Origin of the sequence: Zobellia sp. B3R18 (genome assembly GCF_018860715.1) — a bacterium.
In the GTDB taxonomy this organism is placed as follows: Bacteria; Bacteroidota; Bacteroidia; order Flavobacteriales; family Flavobacteriaceae; genus Zobellia; species Zobellia russellii.
In genome coordinates this window covers 141,025-160,589 of the sequence record NZ_JAHKQG010000013.1, presented here as the reverse complement: position 1 = coordinate 160,589, position 19,565 = coordinate 141,025, and the positions used below count along the sequence as shown (strand labels likewise).

11 protein-coding genes are annotated in these 19,565 nt (G+C 40.4%); all 11 read left to right on the top strand.

All coding sequences use genetic code 11. From position 1 onward, the window contains the following. The first annotated feature begins 6 nt into the window (after positions 1-6). Positions 7-1,527, top strand: coding sequence for an alpha-L-fucosidase (locus KO513_RS15380; protein WP_215914157.1), 1,521 nt, complete (start codon positions 7-9; stop codon positions 1,525-1,527). Between the two features lie 134 nt (positions 1,528-1,661). Further along, positions 1,662-4,055: a hypothetical protein gene (locus KO513_RS15375; RefSeq protein WP_215914156.1), complete on the top strand. Its 2,394-nt coding sequence runs from the start codon at positions 1,662-1,664 to the stop codon at positions 4,053-4,055. A gap of 131 nt (positions 4,056-4,186) precedes the next feature. Beyond that, positions 4,187-4,981 (top strand): 3-keto-disaccharide hydrolase, encoded by a 795-nt coding sequence (locus tag KO513_RS15370; protein ID WP_252735871.1) that lies wholly within the window; start codon positions 4,187-4,189, stop codon positions 4,979-4,981. Positions 4,982-5,077: 96 nt separating this feature from the next. After that, positions 5,078-6,598 (top strand): sulfatase family protein, encoded by a 1,521-nt coding sequence (locus KO513_RS15365; protein WP_215914155.1) that lies wholly within the window; start codon positions 5,078-5,080, stop codon positions 6,596-6,598. Between the two features lie 33 nt (positions 6,599-6,631). Beyond that, the gene (locus tag KO513_RS15360) at positions 6,632-8,122 is read left to right on the top strand and encodes a sulfatase family protein (RefSeq protein WP_215914154.1); all 1,491 of its coding nucleotides are present in this window, start codon (positions 6,632-6,634) and stop codon (positions 8,120-8,122) included. A gap of 79 nt (positions 8,123-8,201) precedes the next feature. Then, positions 8,202-9,575 (top strand): alpha-L-fucosidase, encoded by a 1,374-nt coding sequence (locus KO513_RS15355; RefSeq protein WP_215914153.1) that lies wholly within the window; start codon positions 8,202-8,204, stop codon positions 9,573-9,575. A gap of 195 nt (positions 9,576-9,770) precedes the next feature. Continuing rightward, positions 9,771-12,032: a DUF7133 domain-containing protein gene (locus tag KO513_RS15350; RefSeq protein ID WP_215914152.1), complete on the top strand. Its 2,262-nt coding sequence runs from the start codon at positions 9,771-9,773 to the stop codon at positions 12,030-12,032. Positions 12,033-12,052: 20 nt separating this feature from the next. Beyond that, entirely contained in the window at positions 12,053-14,977 is a 2,925-nt protein-coding gene (locus KO513_RS15345) for a glycoside hydrolase family 2 protein (RefSeq protein WP_215914151.1), read from the top strand. A 211-nt stretch (positions 14,978-15,188) separates the two neighbouring features. Continuing rightward, positions 15,189-16,982, top strand: coding sequence for an FAD-dependent oxidoreductase (locus tag KO513_RS15340; protein WP_215914150.1), 1,794 nt, complete (start codon positions 15,189-15,191; stop codon positions 16,980-16,982). Then, positions 16,979-18,097, top strand: coding sequence for a hypothetical protein (locus KO513_RS15335; protein WP_215914149.1), 1,119 nt, complete (start codon positions 16,979-16,981; stop codon positions 18,095-18,097). Before KO513_RS15340 ends, KO513_RS15335 begins: the two co-directional genes overlap by 4 nt. 25 nt (positions 18,098-18,122) lie before the next feature. After that, complete coding sequence (locus KO513_RS15330; RefSeq protein ID WP_215914148.1) at positions 18,123-19,565, top strand: carbon starvation CstA family protein; 1,443 nt, start codon at positions 18,123-18,125, stop codon at positions 19,563-19,565.

The following is a 19,565-nucleotide window of genomic DNA, read 5'->3' as shown; positions in this document are numbered from 1 at the left end:
ACCAAAATGAAACACTTTAAAACCCTTTTTGCTTTCTGCCATGTTTTCATCGTGACAACCGCAATAAGTTTTGCCCAAAACTCAAACAAAAAAAGTGAACTATCAGCTTTGTCCTATGAAGCAGAATGGTCCTCATTGCAAAAACACAACACACCAGATTGGTTGTACGGAATGAAATTCGGAATCTATTTTCATTGGGGGCCGCAGACGGTACAAGTAGCTTCCAAAAACCCAGAAATGACCGTTCTTGAAGCTATTGAAGCTTGGAAAGGTGAAAAGTTCGATGCTAAAAATTGGGTAGATTTAATGGAGGATGCGGGTGCCCAATTTGGCGGACCCGTAGCGTGGCACGGTAGCGGAATAGTAAATTGGAATAGCGATATTACCGATTGGAATTCTGTGAAAAAAGGCCCTAAAGTAGACATATACGGGAGCCTGGCAAAAGAACTACGCAAACGCAATATGCCTATAATATCATCTTTTCATACGGGTGATTTTTGGAGCCGTATGTGGGGCCAACTATCAAAGGAAGATCCAACTTACCTCAACCCCTATGAGGACAACTCAAAGTACGCTACGGCCAATGAAGGCCGAATAGCAGAAGTTATTTTTAAAGCTTGGTTTGATCGTATTTCTGAAGCTATCGATAAATACGAACCAGATATGATTTGGTTCGATACTGGATTTGGAGGAACCGTAAAGGGTGAATTAAAAAAGTACACAGACCGGGGCCGCCTGTTACCTGAGGGAGATAATGAGCTGATCAGTGTACCGGAAAGCTATCAACAAAAATTGATCAGTGATTATTTCAATAAGGGGCAAGAACTAGGAAAGGAAGTAGAAGTATTTTATAAGACCCATGATATTCCACCGGGAATAGGAATTCGCGATATCGAAGACGGAAACCTATTGGGAATGCAATATGACCCATGGATGGCCGACATCAATATGCAACGCCACTTTGAATGGCCTAGTACATGGTTTTATAACCCTGTGAACAAGGTAAAGGATGCCGGTACATTAATCGATATGTTGGTCGATATGACCAGCAAGAACGGCAGAATGCTCCTAAATGTACCCCCTAAGGCCGATGGTAGTTTTCCAGAGGAAACCAAAAAGGAACTATATGCCATGGGCGATTGGTTAAAGATCAACAGGGAAGCTATTTACAATACCATGCCGTGGATATTTTATGGTGAAGGCCCTACGGAAGTAACTAACCCAGGCCATCACGGGCAAGGAAAGAACCACGGGGAATTGATTCCGAAATACACTTCGGAAGATATTCGGTTTACCCAGAAGGGCAAAAACCTATATGCCATTTGTATGGAATGGCCAGGGGAACAAATTACCATTAGAACATTAGGCAGTAAGGGGAAGCTCTATCCCAACGATATCAAAAGCATTTCAATGTTGGGAAGTAGTGAAAGCATCAAATGGGAGCAGAAAACGGAAGGTCTTGTTGTTCAATTTCCCAAAGAAAAACCTTGCGACTTCGCTTATGTACTAAAAATCGAGCGCCGTTAAATTTTCCCGCTTAAAAATAATAGATCACTAATATAGTACTACAGAAAATGATACCTCTAAATCACCGTCGGCAAAAAGAAAAAAGCAACCTTGCATTCACTTTTCTGTCAATTGCCTTGCTTCTTTTTTGCCATTTGAGCTTATCGGCACAAATTGTTCTCCTTGGGGACAACGCCCCCTATCCCAATGTAAACGATGGTGACTTTAATTTGATACAGGCCGGTTCTTGGCGCCTCGGATTGCAATCCCCATTCTGGAAACCCTCTATGGAACCTCAAAAAGAGGGACATTCTATGGGCCTTTTCGCCGGTCGCTATTTTAGCTCTTTCGATTATGCCTATATCGATTCCAAGCCCTTGAACACCACCCCTGGTTATCAAGACCTAAAAGTGGGCGATGAATTGAACTGGAGCCTTGGGGCCGATCTGGAATACATCAGCAAGGGTTCCCTTTCCTTACACCTATTCTTTGGTGAACAAGAGCGCATCTTGGCCGAAAAAGTAAAACTCATAGGTTCGGACAAAACCATAGAACATTTTTCGGGCACCTATACCGTAACCCAAAAAGACGTAATGGCGGGACCTCCCCGTGTTCGGGTCGTATTTTATTCCAGTGAAGACGTTAAGGTTTTTCTAGATTATGTCAACCTTAGCGTAAAAACTCCCGAAAAAGAAGGTCCTACCCTTTCGGGAAAAATAGTGGCCGACGGTATCCGTTTGGATTGGACGGACAAAAAAGCGAATTCAGACAGCAAGTTTTCGGTTTACAGAAGCAAAGGAAAAAGCGAAGCCTACAACAAACTAACCACGACTGCTGATTTTGGTTTTACCGATACAAACCTTATTAACGGTATAGCATATAGATATGTTGTAACCCGCCTAGACACTTCAGAATCTGCGGGCTCTAACAAAGTGCTGCTTAAAAAAATAGACAGTGACGCACCCGCACCTCCGACAGCCCTAAAAATTAAGGCCCTTGAAACCGAAATTAAACTGGAATGGAACAAAAGTGTAGATACCGATGTGGCCAGTTACTCCGTGTATAGAGGGGATGCCAATGGAAATCACCTACGCCAGATTGCTCATGACCTCACAGGTTCTGAGTATGTAGATTTTACCCCAAAAAAAGATGTCTACAACTCTTATGTAGTATTTGCTCATGATTACTCTGGGAATAAAAGTAAGGCTTCACCACAAGTAAGCGCTAAAGTAAAAGCAGTATTTGGAACCTCATTCAGTGATCTTATTCTACCGATGCCCATTCACAAAGAACTACTAAGCGATCTTTGGGGTGCAGAAAGTGTTTTACCACGTGACCCTGATAATGGCATAGAAGGCCCAGAGTGGAGCTATTGGGGAGGCAGACCGGTAAAAGACCAAGACCAAAAATACCATATATTGGTTACCCGATGGCCGGCAAATGCAACCAAAGGCCATTGGGAATGGCCCAACTCAACAGTGGCCCATGTGGTCTCCGAAACCCCAACAGGACCCTACAAGGTAAAAAAAGATACGGCCTATGGTTTTCACAATGGATTGGGCCATAATCCAGATATAATATTGTTGAACGACGGTACATATATGCTCTACTCCCTCGTAGACTGGGAAGCTACCTTGTTCACCTCTAAAACCATGAATGGCCCATGGAAGCGTTTGGGAACCATGACCGTTGATTGGAAAAGCACTAATGAAGACGAAAAACTGTCATATCGTTATTATCGCAATCTTTCGGGAGTTCAATTAGAAGATGGTCGGTTTCTATTTGTAACAAAGGCCGGGGAAATGATGCGCAGTGCCACGGACGACCCGCTTGGCCCCTATACCGTGCTGACCGACCAGATCAGATACAACCCTATTATCCCTGAAAAATATAGAAACAGCAATTACGAAGACCCCGTACTTTGGAAAGATGACGTACAGTATCATATGATGATCAATGCATTCTGGGATTATCGGGCAATTTATCTACGTTCACACGATGGCATCCATTGGAAATTCAATCCCGGTACGGCCTACACACCGGACAATACTTCCTATGAAGACGGTACGCGAACCCATTGGTACAAACTAGAGCGCCCGCATATATTACAAGATGAATACCGCAGGGCCACCCATCTTTCCCTTGCTGTGATAGATGTCCCAAAAGCAGATGATATGGCTAAGGACAAACACAGTTCAAAAAACATCATTGTTCCCCTTACTGCGCATAAACGCATTAAGATGCTGAATAAAAGGAAGGTAGATTCAACCACAAAAAAGATTAAAATTCTAATACTTTCAGAAGCAGGTTTTGATGCTCAAAATGATATTGACCTTGCTTCTTTACGATTTGGTGCTTCTGAGAAAGTCGATTTTGGAAAAGGTTCTAAAGTTTCTAAAACCAAGAAAAAAGGAAAAGACCTCATCGTGGAATTTGACGGCTCTGGAAACGGCATCACAGCTATCAATTTTGCAGGAAAATTACTTGGAAAAACAAAGGAAGGAAAGTTGATTATAGCGTATTCTAAACTTTCATCAAACAACGATTAAGCTTTACAAAAATTTCCACATTATACACTCATTTGGTTTTTATAAATAGCACCGACTGGAAAGAAAAAGCACAGATAAGTTAGAGTAAGTTGATATGAAATAATCGAAGGTTAATGTAAAAAAATAAATTTATGAGATTATATAAAATGATTTTTGGCTTTGCTATAGTGCTTACTTTCTGCCAATGCCGACAGCTAAAAAACCAAAAAACGGATAAGGAAAATTGGCAAGTTCTTTTTAATGGAAAAAATTTAGATGGATGGGTAGTTAAGTTTAACCATCATGAATTGGGAGATAATTACGCAAATACTTTTAGAGTGGTTGACAGTGTGATTCAAGTAAATTATGATGGTTATACTGAATTTGGAGAACGCTTTGGACATTTATTTTATCATAAACCATTTTCAGCTTATCACCTTAAGTTCGAATATCGTTTTACAGAACAGTGGATGGATGAGGCTCCTATACATGCCTACCGTAACAGTGGTATTATGTTTCATTCACAAGACCCAAAAATCATTTTAAAAGACCAGAAATGGCCGGTAGCTGTAGAATTTCAATTTTTAGCAGAAGAAACAGAAGGGACACCAAGGCATACGGGAAATTCATGCAGCCCGGGAACGCACATTCATAAAGATGGTGAATTAATCAAACAGCATGTTGTACAGTCTAGTTCCAAAACTTACAAATGGAATCAATGGGTTAAGGGTGAGTTAATTGTAGATAAGCAATCTAATATAACGCATATAGTGGAAGGAGATACTGTTTTGCAATACTCTAACCCTATAATTGGAGGTCGTGCCATAGTAGGTTCTGATCCAGTTGTGCTAGTTGATGGCAAAGCAATATCAAGTGGCTTTATTGGTCTACAGGCCGAAGGTCAAGGAGTAGAATTTAAATCGATTAAGATTAAGACATTGGATTAAAAATTACAGGAAGAGGAAAATAACCACATCATAAATTATCTCCAATATTGTATTTAACGGGAACAATTAAGGCTTAACAAATATTAGACAAAAAAAATGATGACTTTTTTTAATAAACAGACAACATTAGTAATTCTTCTACTATTGATAAATGGATGCTTTGCAAAAGCAGCTGCTCAGCAAAAACCGAACATCCTTTTTTGTATTGCTGATGATCAATCTTTTGCACATACTTCCAATCAAGGTGCCGCAGAGTTAAACACACCTAATTTTGACCGTGTTGCTAAGAGTGGGGTTATATTCAACAACGCCTATACGAACGTGTCTTCCTGTGCCCCGTCAAGGGCTTCCATTTTAACAGGTCGTAACATTTGGGAACTTGAAGAAGGCGGACTATTGTTTGGAGCATTGCCAAAAAAGTATACCACTTTTTCCACTCTATTGTCCCAAAATGGATATAGCACAGGACATTCGGGCAAAGGGTATATGCCGGCCAATAAAAATGAGCCCTTCCAGACACATCCATTAGCTCCAGAGTTCAACCACATTAAAATGGATGCCCCAAAAAATATGTCCAATAAAGATTATGCGGAAAACTTCAATGCATTTCTTTCTAGTAAAGAAGAGGACAAACCTTTCTTTTTTTGGTTCGGGTCACATGAAGCCCACCGAGGATACGATGCTGGAAGTGGCGCTAGAGCAGGCAAAGATATTGCAAAGATAGAGGTGCCCGGTTTTTTACCAGATAATGAATTGATACGTAATGATATTGCCGATTATTACAATGAAATAGAATGGTTTGACTCGCACTTAGGACGGATGATCAAAGCGCTAGAGGAAGCCGGAGAGTTAGAAAACACTATCATAATTGTAACGGCAGATAATGGAATGCCTTTTCCCCGTGCAAAAGGTACATGCTATGATTATGGCACACATATGCCTTTAGCCATATGTTGGGGCAATAAAATTAAAGGAGGCAACCACGTAGATGATTTTATAAGCTTCACTGATTTTGCTCCCACTTTACTAGAAGCCGCTGGTATTGCTGTTCCCAAAGATATTACAGGAAATAGTTTTCTTGAAGTTTTGCTGTCCAATAAAAGCGGGCAAATAGACCCTAAAAGAGATCGGGTATTTACGGCTTTGGAACGCCACACCTATTGCCGTCCTGGTGGAGCTCCGTATCCCATACGAACCATTCGGAAAGGCAATTGGTTGTACATGATAAATTTTGAACCTGACAGATGGCCTTCCGGTAATCCTGATTTTGCTTCTCCACACCAAGGTTTTTACGGAGATATTGACGCCGGACCTTCCCGTGAATATTTAATTGTAAACAAAGATGAAGCCTCTGTAAAATTTTATGCCGACCTATCACTTGAAAAACGCCCTAAAGTAGAGCTGTACAACGTAAAAAAAGACCCTTTTCAACTACATAATCTGGCTTCTGACAAGACTTATGCCGATTTGTGCATTGAATTGAAAACAGACTTGTTTGCCCATTTAAAAGAGACGAACGACCCAAGAATGCAGGGGGAATCGCCTTGGGACAACTACCCTTATTTTTTTGATGGCTTTGAAAAGGAACATTTGAAACCTGTTAAGGAAAGACAATAACAAACCAAAACACTACTTAAAAATATAGCACTTATGAATCCATCCTCATTGATAAACAAAATATGCTTCCTAGTTTTATTTGCAGGACTTAGCAGTTTCCTTAATGCTCAGGAACAACCAAATATTGTAATCCTAATGGCCGATGATATCGGCATTGGAGATATCGGCTTTTATCACAAAGAAAGAACGGGTAAAGAACCATTGGTTCCGACACCTAATATAGATGAACTCATTGCAAATGGTATGCGCTTTTCTGATGCCCACTCCCCTGCTTCTTTATGTGCTCCTACCCGATATTCAATGATGACCGGTAATTATCCTTACAGAAATACGAATAGCCCTTGGGGTGTTTGGTCTCCGTTAAACAATGACGGTATTGATGATGATTCCACTACCCTATCCCGTATTGCAAAAAAGGCAGGCTATAACACCGCCTTTTTTGGAAAATGGGGATTGGGCGGCGTTTGGAACGGTGCTCCAGATGATTATTCAAAAACCGAAGGAGGTGCCCAAAAATTCGACTTTGATTATTCGATAGAGCTTCCTCAGGGGATTCAAAACAAACCTTATATCTATTATGAAAATGGCGCGTGGATGAAACTCAAATCAGATTCAAAACTGGTACACATTCCGTTTGCACAGACGGAATATGATGAAGATAACAGAAAGCGTAATCGTGATGGTATTGGCGATTCTAATTGGAACCCTTCATTAGCTGGCCCAATATTAGCTAACAAAGCAGTGGAGTATATTAAAAAACAGAACGACAATCCATTTTTTATTTACTACTGCAGCCAGGCCGTTCACGTGCCACACAGCCCATCTGAAACTCTAGACGGAGTAAAAATAAAAGGTTCAACCTTAGGTAATCATGGGGATATGATTGCAGAACTAGATGCCCAAGTAGGTATGATGATAAAGGCTCTCAAAAAAACAGGCAAATATGAAAACACACTCTTTGTATTTACTTCAGACAATGGTGGTCTTAATCACAACAGAGCCTTAACTCAGGCAGGACATGATTCCAGTAATGGATTGGCAGGTAAAAAAGCATCAATCTATGAAGGAGGACACCGTGTTCCATTTGTTGCGGTCTGGCCAGAGAAAATTACTGAAAATTCAGAATCCCATGTGCCTATTATAGGTCAAGATATGGTTGCCACATTATCAGCAATTGTAAACGTCCCGCTTGATGATAATAAAATTTTAGATTCCGCTGATCTTCTGCCCATTTTTCAAGAACAATCTACTGAACCACTGCACAAGTACCTCATGCATAGGTCACAAGATGTAAAGGGTCCTTTTCATGCCATTCGCGAAGGGAATTTTAAACTAATTATGATTGCGAATAGTAAGAAAAATCTAAAAGGGCTAAAAGCAATTGAATTATATAATTTGAAGGATAACATTCAAGAGAAGAAAAACAAAAACTTAATTAATGAGCCAGGGCAAGCAGAACGTATTCAAGAAATGCAAAAAACCTACTTGGATTTACACAACAATGGAGGGACAACTCTTTTTTAAAAACTAATAAACAAGCTCTTACCTAGCTTAAAATATTCTTATACATACCAGAACCACTTACCAAAATAAAACAACGATTATGAAAAAAACAGTCTTCATTTTAATAGCCATTTTGTTATCCCTGCCCTCTTGTTTGCAAGCTCAGGAAAAAAACTATGAACCAGCTTGGAACTCCTTAAGAAACCACCATACTCCAGAGTGGTTGGTTGATGCTAAATTTGGAATATACTGCCACTGGGGTATACAGACCATCAGTTATGAAAAAGGAAAAGAAGATTGGACGAATGAGCAATTGCTCAAACAATTTAAAGGTGAAAATTTTAATGCGGATGAGTGGGCTAAACTGTTTGAAACCGCTGGTGCCAAATTTGGTGGGGTCATCGGTTGGCATGGTAGTGATTTAAAACACTGGAACAGCGATATCTCAGATTACAACACGGCTAAAGTTGGACCTAAAATAGATATCGTAGGCGAAGTTTTTAAAGCCGTCCGCAAACGAAATATGAGAACCTTAGTTTCCTATCATTCTATTGAAGGTGATGAATGGATTGATTTTGCCAAAGAGGGAGTAGATAAGTATGATCCAGATATTTTTTGGGTGGATGCCAGTTTTGGCGGCACCAAAGGCTCTCACAATAAAAAAGTGACTCGTAAAAGTAAATTTATTGGTGAAGGAACCTTGCCATCTCCCGTATTCGAAGATAAATATCAAAGGGAGTTTATTTCTTACTTTTTCAAAAAATCTATAGAGAGAAAAAAAGAAGTTGAATTTGTTTATAAATCCAATGATATTCCACCTTCTGTAGGTATGCGAGATTTAGAAAATGGTATTCTTACCGAAACTGCTTATGATGTTTGGATGACCGATATGGATATGACCGTACCGCCAGATTTCCCAACACATGGTTGGTTTTACAGAGAAGGCATTCCTATGCGTTCTACCAATGAATTGGTAGATATGTTGATGGATGTTATTAGTAAAAATGGGGTCCTTTTATTAAACATCCCTCCAAAGTCAGACGGTACTTTTCCTGCCGAAGTAGTCCAAAACCTAACACAGATGGGCAAATGGTTAGAAAAGAATGGTGAAGCTGTTTATAACACGGCACCTTGGTTTATTTATGGTGAAGGACCTACTGATATTGATGAAGGCAACTATACCTACCATCACAACAATCATTTTGCTCAGGTACAATACACAAAAGAAGACATCCGGTTTACTGTAAACGGAAACAACCTTTACGCCACCTGTTTGGGTAAGCCGAATGGTGACCTCTTGATAAAATCCTTGAATTCAAGTTTTAAACTTCGCAAAGATGATATTCAAAAAGTCGTTCATTTGAGCACGAACAAACCTGTTCAATTCAATCATGATGAAAAGGGTCTAGAACTAAAATTGAACGAAGTTACACTAGATGAATCTGCCAACGTTTTCAAAATAACTCTTAACTAATTTTTCACACCAATTGCTGTGTCATTTCGGTTTAGAAAATTAGAAAGCATTAAAAAGCACATATGATATAGGCATATGATCATTTGTAACAACTTCAATAGGGTGCTATGATTATTTTTACGAACAATCACTCTTACCATCCAATATTGCAGTTTTAACCAAAAACGAACAACAAACAAACGCCAAAAACCGAATATGAATCAATTATTTTACCAGTTACCAAATCGTTCTACGATACAAAAAAGTCTCTTTGTTACTTCTGCCCTTATACTATTCACCCTTGGCAGTTGTAAAAAAGAAAAACCGGTCTACGCAGATGTTATTTATACCAAACCAACACTCGTAAAAGACCCACCTGTTGTTTTTATGTCTCCTGAAGAAAGTATGAAAACCATGCATTTACCCGAAGGTTATCATATGGAACTAGTGGCTAGTGAGCCTATGATCAACGAACCTGTAACAATTGCTTGGGGTCCGGATGGTAAACTCTATGTTGCTGAAATGATTACCTACATGCAAGACATAGACGGTACAGATGAAAACGAGCCATGGAGCAGGGTTTCGGTTCTTGAGGATATTGATGGTGATGGAAAAATGGACAAAAGCACAGTTTTTGTAGATAGCTTAATTCTCCCAAGGATTATACTCCCTTTGGATGACCGTGTTCTTATTGGTGAAACATACAACCGTAGCCTTTATAGTTATAGGGATACCGATGGTGATAACGTAGCTGATGAAAAGAAGCTAGTACTTGAGAACAACAAAAGGGACAATGCCAATCTGGAGCATCAATCCGCTACCATGATATGGGGTTTGGACAATTATCTTTATTTATCCAACGGTTCCTTACGCTACCGTTTTACCAAAGGTGAAATGGAAATTGATACGTTAAGGGATGCGCCTTCCGGACAATGGGGTATGACACAGGATGAAGTGGGTCAAATTTATTATTCTAGCGCAGGTGGGGAAACTCCCGCTCTAGGTTACCAACAACATCCTTATTATGGCACCTTGGAAATGGAAGGGAAATGGGAAGAAGGTTTTGAGAAAGTATGGCCCATCATTGGAACTCCAGACGTACAGGGCGGACTCAGAAGATTGCGTGAAGACGGCACTTTAAACCATTTTACGGCCAGTTGTGGCCAATCTATCTTTTTGGGAGATAAACTGCCCATGTACGGAGACCTTTTTATTCCTGAGCCCGTAGGACGTTTAATTCGTCGTGCAAAAGTAAATATGGTTAATGGTAAGAAGGTATTGTCCAACCCTTACGGGGAAACAGAATTCCTGGCATCCACAGATACCAACTTTAGGCCTGTAGATACCCAAACAGGTCCCGACGGTTGCTTATACGTAGTAGATATGTACCGTGGCATTATTCAAGAAGGGAACTGGGTAAGAAAAGGAAGCTTTTTACGTCCTGTGGTAGAACGAAAAGGTTTTGACAAGAATATTGGGAAAGGTAGAATTTATAGAATAGTACATGATGAAATAGCTCCTTCCAAACAAGAAGATTTATTGCACAAAACCTCTAATGAACTAGTAGATTACTTGCATCATCCTAACGGTTGGTATAGACTTACGGCCCAAAAACTTCTGGTACTTAAACAGGACAAATCCATAGTTTCGGATTTAAAGGATATTGTAACTGGCGGAGCCCCCTTTATAGGTTCAATGTTTGGCGATACGGATTATGCTTTGGGCAGGCTTCATGCCATTTGGACGCTAGACGGTCTTGATGCTATTGATAAAACTTTGGTTTTGGATGCTTTGCAAGATGAAGATGCCCGGATACGCATGGCAGCGGTACGTTTAAGCGAACCATTTTTGGCATCTGGTGACACGACTGTTCTTAACGCTGTTGAAACTTTAAAAAGCGATAAAAATCCTGAGGTCTTACAGCAGGTGGTACTTTCGTTACGGTCTACTAAAGACAAAAAAGGAAACGAAACTATTTCTGAAATTATAGCTGCCAACCCCAACAACGAAGCAATTGCAAATATTGGTGAAGAAAGCTTAAAGGAAGTTCCTTTAGAAATTGAACAGATTAAAAAGCAATATGTTCTTGAGAGTAGCAATACCCGAAATAGAATTGTTAACGGATATACCCATTTCAAAAACTTATGCGCTTCTTGCCATGGTATTAACGGAAAGGGGATTGAGGGCATGGCCCCTTCATTGGTGGGTTCTCCACGAGTAACGGCTAAAAAATGGGATATCCCCGTAAAAATTCTTCTCAATGGACTTACAGGACCTGTTGATGGCAAAGAATATTCCGGTGTTATGGCGGGCATGAAACAACAAGACGATGAATACATTGCTAGTGTCGTCACCTACATAAGAATGCACTTGAATAACGAAAGTGGTGTTCCTGCTTGGAAGGTCGGTAATGTGAGAAGAAGCATAAAAGACCGTGAAGACTATTGGACGATAGAGGAACTGGAAAACGAAAAATAAACTCAATAAAATTATACCTAATGCGTACTTTACAAATAGTAAAAAAAATACTCTTAATACTGCTATTTCATCTAGCAGCTCATGCACAACAAACAACTTTACCAGAAGGCTTTGAAAAAACAGATCGTACCAAACTTAATATAAATCAAGGATGGAAATTCCATTTAGGCGACCCCGATGCCGATTTCTATACATTGGCAACGGACGATTCCAAATGGGAAACGGTTAACGTACCTCACGGGTTGGAACTTACTACCATGGACCTCAACGGTGCACAAGATGATAAGTACCAAGATACATTCATGAGAAAAGTAGGTTGGTACCGAAAGGAAATAGAAGTATCCAAAAATACGAACACCAAAGTATTTCTGGAGTTTGAAGGCGTCCACCAAGTAACGGATGTTTGGGTAAACGGCAAACACATTGGTCAGCATGCCGTTGGAGGATACACACCTTTTCATTTTGATATTACCGATTTTGTAAATCGAGGAGAGAGAAATCTAGTTACCGTTTTGGCCGATAATAGAAAACGAGAAGACGTTCCACCAGACCCAGGACCAATGGACTATATTAAGTTTGCCGGTCTATATCGTGATGTGTACTTGGTAGAAACCAATCCGTTGCACATTACTTTTAATTGGGAGGCCGAAAACGCAGGTCAATACATTACTACACCAACCGTAGACCCGGTTAACTTTAACGCCACCATTAACATTAAAACCACGGTTCGCAATGAAAATGGGGAACCTAAAAAGACTACTGTTTTAAACAGGCTTATAGATGAGAACGGACTGGTTGTATTAAAGTTGAAGCAGACCAAAACGATTCCTAGCGGAGCGGACGTTCAGTTTAATCTTATAGGAAGTATAGAAGACAATCTAAAACTATGGTCTACCGACGAACCCAATTTGTACCGTGTAAATACTTTGATTTTTGACGATGATCAGCCCGTAGACCAAGCCGAAGTCAAAACAGGTTTCCGTAAAATTGAAATGAATGATCATGACGGCATCGTGTTAAACGGAAAGCCTTTAAAACTCATTGGCACCAATTTACATCAACACTATGGCTTTATAGGTGATGCCATGCCCAATTCATTGCACTATAAAGACATACTTCAATTAAAAAAATTGGGAATGAACGTGGTTCGTACCGCACATTATCCGCATGACAATTCTTTGCTCAAGGCCTGTGATGAATTAGGAATGTTGGTCTATGAAGAAGCCCCTACATGGATGTCTATAGGAAACGAAGCTTGGTTTGATAATTATGAAAAATCGGCTAGAGCCATGGTCAGAAATCATAGAAACCATACCTCTGTATTTATCTGGGGAGCCGGTATCAATCACCGAGGTTATGTTCCAAGGGCCCATAACGTAATTAAACAAGAAGACCCTTTTAGATACACTGCTTCGCAAAGTAGTAGATGGACAGGTTGGCAAACTTCCGGTCTTACGGACATTTACGGGCAAATGGTATATGGCCCCTATTATTGGAGTGGTGATGAACCTATGCTGGCAATGGAAGGTCGCCGTGGTCCCGAGGCTGTTAATGAATATATGAACAACCCAATGAAATTGGGACTCATATCATGGACCGCCCACGCCTACTACACTTTTCACCCTACCAAAACCCCTAAAAATAGAAGTCGAGGTGGTTTTATGACCGCTTTTCGCTATCCGCGTCCAGAAGAAAATTTGGCTTGGTATCCTGCTGAACTAACTAATTATCCTTATCTATATATTAATACCGAATGGAAGGAAGGTACCAAAGAAGTAGTTGTATTCAGCAATTCTGAAAAAGTAGAATTAAAAGTGAACGGTAAGATCATTGCAACGCAACACCCTTCTAAAGCGGATAAGTATAAATATTTAGAACATGCCCCTTTCGTATTTTCCATTCCCGAATTCCAAAAAGGAAAGCTTACGGCAAACGGCCTACTTAACGGCAAAGTGGTTGTTACTGAAACCAAGCAGACCCCGGAAGCGGCCTATAGGCTTATTCTGGAACCGGATACGGAAGGCCGAAAATTTGTTGCAGATGGTTCCGATATTTTGGTAGCCTACGCCAAAGTTGTGGATAAAAACGGGACCCTACTTCCTGATGCCGCCTTGTCCGTTGAGTTTTCGGTAAGGGGAGATGCCGAAATTATAGGAGACAAAGAAGGGATAGGCTCCAACCCTATGCCCACAGAATATGGGGTGGCACCTGTTCTGATCAGGGCTGGAAATACGCCTGGAAATATAGTCATAACGGCTAAGTCCAAAGGACTAAAAACAGCCTCTGCAACGGTTGGGACCGTAAGAGCCAACTTTGATGTGATAGCCACAAATGCCAAACCCATATATGATTTTGAAACGCTCCGGGTTGATTTAGGCGAAGAGGAACAACTCGTACAGTTTGACTGGACGCCTTGGAACGGCAAGGACAATACAGCCTCTACAAAAGAATTTAAAGAATTTGGAGGTTTTTCCGCCACAGTTCAAAGTAATGAGGACCCTAGCTCAACCCGTTGGCTGGGTGAAATAAATGTTATTGGTAAATACGGATTTGCACATGGCGAAGGTGTCCTAGGCGTGTCAAAAGAAGGACTTACCTTAGAATTTTCCGGATTGAAAAAGGGAAAATATAAGTTGAATACGGTTCATCATGCTCCAAGGACCAATACGGATAGTATGGATCCCAATCAAGAAAAAATGTCAACTTATAAAATCTATAAGATTCCGTACGCCAAAGAGCTTAGCGTTACTGTAAAAGATACAAAGGGTTCCTCAACCCAAGGGAATATTATAGTTACCGATGGTGAAAATATGCAGACTACACCATTTCATCCTACCAATATCCATTTTGAATCAGATGGTAAAAACAAGGTGCGTTTTGTTTTTAAAGGTCTGGACGGAAAAGCGGTTTGGCTCAATAGTTTTGTGTTGAGCGAATGGTACTAGATACCACCTTTTAGGCATTTTCTAAATCCCCTTGGTATACCCTCGGGGATTTTTTTTATACGTAAGCACAATCAGCCTCACTATCAAATACTCAAAATATCACATCAAAATATATTAACATCACTTATTACGGACTAAATAATTAGATTAAAAATAATTTTATATATTTGCCGAAACCATACTAGACCGTACTAGATTTAATAACACCACTATGAAAAATGTATTTTCCCTATTATTTGTAATCTTTAGCACGTTCTATGGCTTATCGCAAGACGTACTTGTAGAGGCAGAAAGTTTTGATAACCCTGGAGGTTGGGTAGTAGATCCACAATTTGTAGAGCAAATGGGTTCACCTTACCTAAATGCACATGGTATGGGCAAGCCTGTAGAAAATGCATTAACAGAGGTTAATTTTAAAAAATCTGGTAATTACCATGTCTGGGTACGCACCATGAACTGGGTTCCCGGTGAATGGGAAGCTCCGGGAAGATTTCAATTAAAAGTAGGTGAAACTATATTGGACACGGTCTTGGGAACACGCTCCGGTTGGGGTTGGCAATATGCCGGACAGACCAAAATAAACAAAAAGAAAGCCACTTCTATTGAATTGAAAGACCTTACAGGCTTTAATGGGCGTTGTGATGCCATTTATTTTTCAACCAAAAAAGATACGCCTCCCTCATCCACAAAAAAGTTGGCAGCTTGGCGTCAAGAAATTACGGCCCAGCCTAATGCTCCCAAAGAGTTAAAAACCTATGACTTAGTAGTTGTGGGTGGCGGACTAGCAGGTTGTGCAGCGGCCATCGCCGGCGCTGAACAAGGGCTAAAAGTTGCCTTAATCCATGACCGTCCCGTTTTAGGAGGTAACGCAAGTGAGGAGATCAGAGTGCATACAGAAGGTATCTACGGAAACTTTGAGCGCATTCTTAAAAAAATAGATACCAAACATTACCCTAATGGTTCGGCAGAATCTAAACTTGATCAACAAAAAAGGGATGAAAATGTTAAGAGTTATGACAATATAGATTTATTCCTTAACTGGCGTGCTTATGATGCTATTTCTGAAGAAAATAGCGTAAAATATGTAGATGCAAGACAAACTTTTACGGGAGAAAGAAAACGGTTTACCGCTCCCTATTTTGTAGATTCTACAGGTGATGGTTGGATAGGTTTCTGGGCTGGCGCCGAATTCTCGTACGGCCGTGAAAGCGTTGATACCTATGGCGAATACTGGGAAGAGCATGGGGAACTATGGAGCCCGAAAGAAGCGGATAATGCCGTTATGGGTTCTTCCGTTCTTTGGGGATCTAAAGACACGGACAGTCCTCAGAGTTTTCCAGAAGTACCTTGGGCCATGCCCGTATCTAAAGATTATGCCGAAGTTAATGGCGAATGGCAGTGGGAGTTTAGTAGAAACGATTTGAGTCAGATTGATGATGCCGAAGAAATACGGGATCATATGTTACGAGCCATTTACGGATCATTTTCCAATGCCAAAAAAGACGAAGTAAACAAAAACAGAAAATTGGAGTGGGTTTCGTATTTGGTAGGAAAACGAGAATCCAGAAGATTAGTAGGCGACCACATTTTTACTTTTAACGATGCCAAAGAAGGAAGAAAATTCCCAGATGGCGTAGTTATAGAAAAAAGAGCCGTAGATGTACATTACCAAACCGTTCTTGAGGATGAGAGCAATCCCGATTTTATTTCGGAAGCTTTATTCTACAGAGGTCCCCAGTACTATATTCCGTATAGAAGTCTATACTCCAAAAACATTAAGAACCTGTTTATGGCCGGGCGTAATTTCAGTTGCTCTCACGCTGGGCTTGGAGGTCCAAGGGTTATGCTCACTACCGGGCAAATGGGTGCTGCCGTAGGTTATGCTGCCTCGCTTTGTAAAAAATACGAAGTTCTGCCCCGTGAAATTTATACCGGATATCTAGAAGAGTATTTAAATTTGATAGAAGATCAGAAATATGAAAAAATTCCTACTTCTAAAAAATGAGACCCATTGCATTAGTCTTCCTGTTACTTTTTACCCACTTATGTAAAGCACAATTCGGGTCGGCTATTGCATTGCCCAATACCTCTGATAAAACCGTTTTAGAAGCTAATCCGGAATTTTTTGTCTTGGATTGGAAACCCAATACGGCTCTTTACATTTCGGAAACTCCATTGGAAATTGTTACCGATTCCGTGGGAGCCCAAAAAGTAAACCTATTTAGGGATAATGCGGGAGCACCTGTCCTGTACGCCTCCAATATTATTACACCGGTTTGTGCAGATGGAGATTGCAAGTTCATGCACATTACCTTGTATTGGACACTTTTAGGTGATTATGCCGGTTTTGACCGTTCTCCCCAAGAACCGTTAACCAAACATGATCATGATGAGTTCCTCTTCTCCGATTATTGGAAACTTCACGATTTGTTGAAAGACCACAATTCCATCTTAAAAAGAAGAGCTATAGATGAGTTGGTTACCAAACCTAAACCTTCAAAAATAGAGGGTGTAGATGCCCTGTCCGGTGCTACTGTAAAAGAGGTAAAAGAATCCGTTGTTTCGGGAGCACTCTATTCCTGCTATGTAGCCTGGCACTTGGTTCATGGTAAAATTAAGGAGCAAATTAAGGCTCATACCGTTCAACAACAAAATGAAAGTATGTTGGTTCGTATGCTGAATAGTGACCATACCAATTATCAAATGTATGCCCTGGAAAATCTAAATCAAGAACAATATAAAGCTCAATTTTCAAGAATATCGGAACTCTTTAAATCCGGTATTCCATTGGTTCGATCATACATTATTAAAAATTTATCGCATTCCTTTTCGCAGTCGCCCTCTACCATGCAACCTTTTTGGGATGCACTCCCTCATATTGACATCAACACCCGAAGCCTTTTGCTACAACATATAGATTTTGCTTCGGATACGACCATAAAGGATATTTCCACACAATTAGGGGTGCTAACTAAGAATCAACTACTTAAATATTTGGCGAATCTTGAAAGCAAAAAGAAACTTTCACCGGATATTCTAAAAAATCTAGAACGGTTTGCAGCATCTACCAAAGAGAAGAATGCATATCTTGTTGCTCAGTTTTTGGAAGACAATAGCTAATCGTACCAAATAAAACCTACATTTTATGATTTCGTTTATTATTTCTGTTCTTGTGTTGGTACTAGGGTATTATACCTACGGAAAACTAGTTGAGAAAATTTTTGGTGCAGACACAAAGAGAGAAACACCAGCAGTTAGGCTCCGGGACGATATTGATTTCATGCCCCTACCCGCTTGGCGTATATTCCTCATTCAATTTTTAAATATAGCAGGCTTAGGTCCAATTTTTGGAGCAATTGCCGGTGCCATGTTCGGTCCGGCCGCATTTTTATGGATTGTATTGGGCAGTATTTTTGCCGGTGCCGTTCACGATTATTTTTCAGGTATGTTATCCGTACGCCATAACGGACTGAGCATTAGCGAAATTGTTGGTATCTATCTAGGACCAAAAATGAAACACCTGATGCGTTTTTTCACTGTTATTCTACTCATTTTTGTGGGTACGGTATTCCTCATGGGGCCGGCCAAGATTATTGATGGTATGACAGGCAATATGTGGAACTTATGGATTTGGGTCGGTATAATCCTCGCCTATTATATTCTATCCACGCTTTTGCCCATAGATAAAATGATCGGTAAAATCTACCCTGTTTTTGGAATAGCTATGCTTCTTATGGCCCTTGGGCTGGTAATTGCATTGTTTTTTGGTGATTATGCTATTCCTGAATTGGTGCCCGCCAATCTAACCAATATGACTTCCGACCCCGAAGCCACTCCCCTTTTCCCTATTCTTTTTGTGACCATTGCCTGCGGCGCTATATCCGGATTTCATGCTACCCAATCACCTTTAATGGCTCGTTGTATGCAAAACGAAAAATTGGGAAGAAGTATATTCTTTGGCACAATGATTACCGAAGGCGTAGTTGCCCTTATATGGGCCGCTGCCGCTATGACCTTTTTTGGTGATGTTGGCGGACTTAACGATGCCATGTTAGCCAATGGAAACAATGCGGCATGGGCGGCCAATGAAATATCAATGAACATGTTGGGCAAATTAGGTGGCGTATTGGCACTACTGGGTATTGTTGCGGCTCCAATTACCTCGGGTGATACCGCTTTCCGTTCGGCGCGACTCATTCTGTCCGATATTTTCAAAACGGACCAAAAGAAGATTAAAAACCGACTCTATATCAGTATTCCGCTGTTTATAGTAGCTTTTGCGCTTACCCAAATGGATTTTGGTATTATATGGCGCTATTTTGCCTGGAGCAACCAAACTCTGGCTACCGTGGTATTATGGACGATAACCGCATATCTAATTTATGAGAACAAATTGTATTGGATAACCCTAATCCCAGCTGTGTTCATGACCATGGTCTGTTCCACTTACATTCTTATAGCACCAGAAGGATTTCAATTGGAGAATAACGTTGCCTATATGGGAGGTGCCGTTCTTACTATTCTTATTTCTTTACTTTTCTGGTATTATGCCGTACAGCGAAAGAAAGTTTTTGCCCAGCTCATGTAA

Bases quoted from the DNA above. Each gene is read 5' to 3' on its own strand.
- KO513_RS15380 (WP_215914157.1), top strand. From the start codon at position 7: ATGAAACACTTTAAAACCCTTTTTGCTTTCTGCCATGTTTTCATCGTG.
- KO513_RS15370 (WP_252735871.1), top strand. From the start codon at position 4,187: ATGAGATTATATAAAATGATTTTTGGCTTTGCTATAGTGCTTACTTTC.
- KO513_RS15365 (WP_215914155.1), top strand. From the start codon at position 5,078: ATGATGACTTTTTTTAATAAACAGACAACATTAGTAATTCTTCTACTA.
- KO513_RS15360 (WP_215914154.1), top strand. From the start codon at position 6,632: ATGAATCCATCCTCATTGATAAACAAAATATGCTTCCTAGTTTTATTT.
- KO513_RS15355 (WP_215914153.1), top strand. From the start codon at position 8,202: ATGAAAAAAACAGTCTTCATTTTAATAGCCATTTTGTTATCCCTGCCC.
- KO513_RS15350 (WP_215914152.1), top strand. From the start codon at position 9,771: ATGAATCAATTATTTTACCAGTTACCAAATCGTTCTACGATACAAAAA.
- KO513_RS15345 (WP_215914151.1), top strand. From the start codon at position 12,053: ATGCGTACTTTACAAATAGTAAAAAAAATACTCTTAATACTGCTATTT.
- KO513_RS15340 (WP_215914150.1), top strand. From the start codon at position 15,189: ATGAAAAATGTATTTTCCCTATTATTTGTAATCTTTAGCACGTTCTAT.
- KO513_RS15335 (WP_215914149.1), top strand. From the start codon at position 16,979: ATGAGACCCATTGCATTAGTCTTCCTGTTACTTTTTACCCACTTATGT.
- KO513_RS15330 (WP_215914148.1), top strand. From the start codon at position 18,123: ATGATTTCGTTTATTATTTCTGTTCTTGTGTTGGTACTAGGGTATTAT.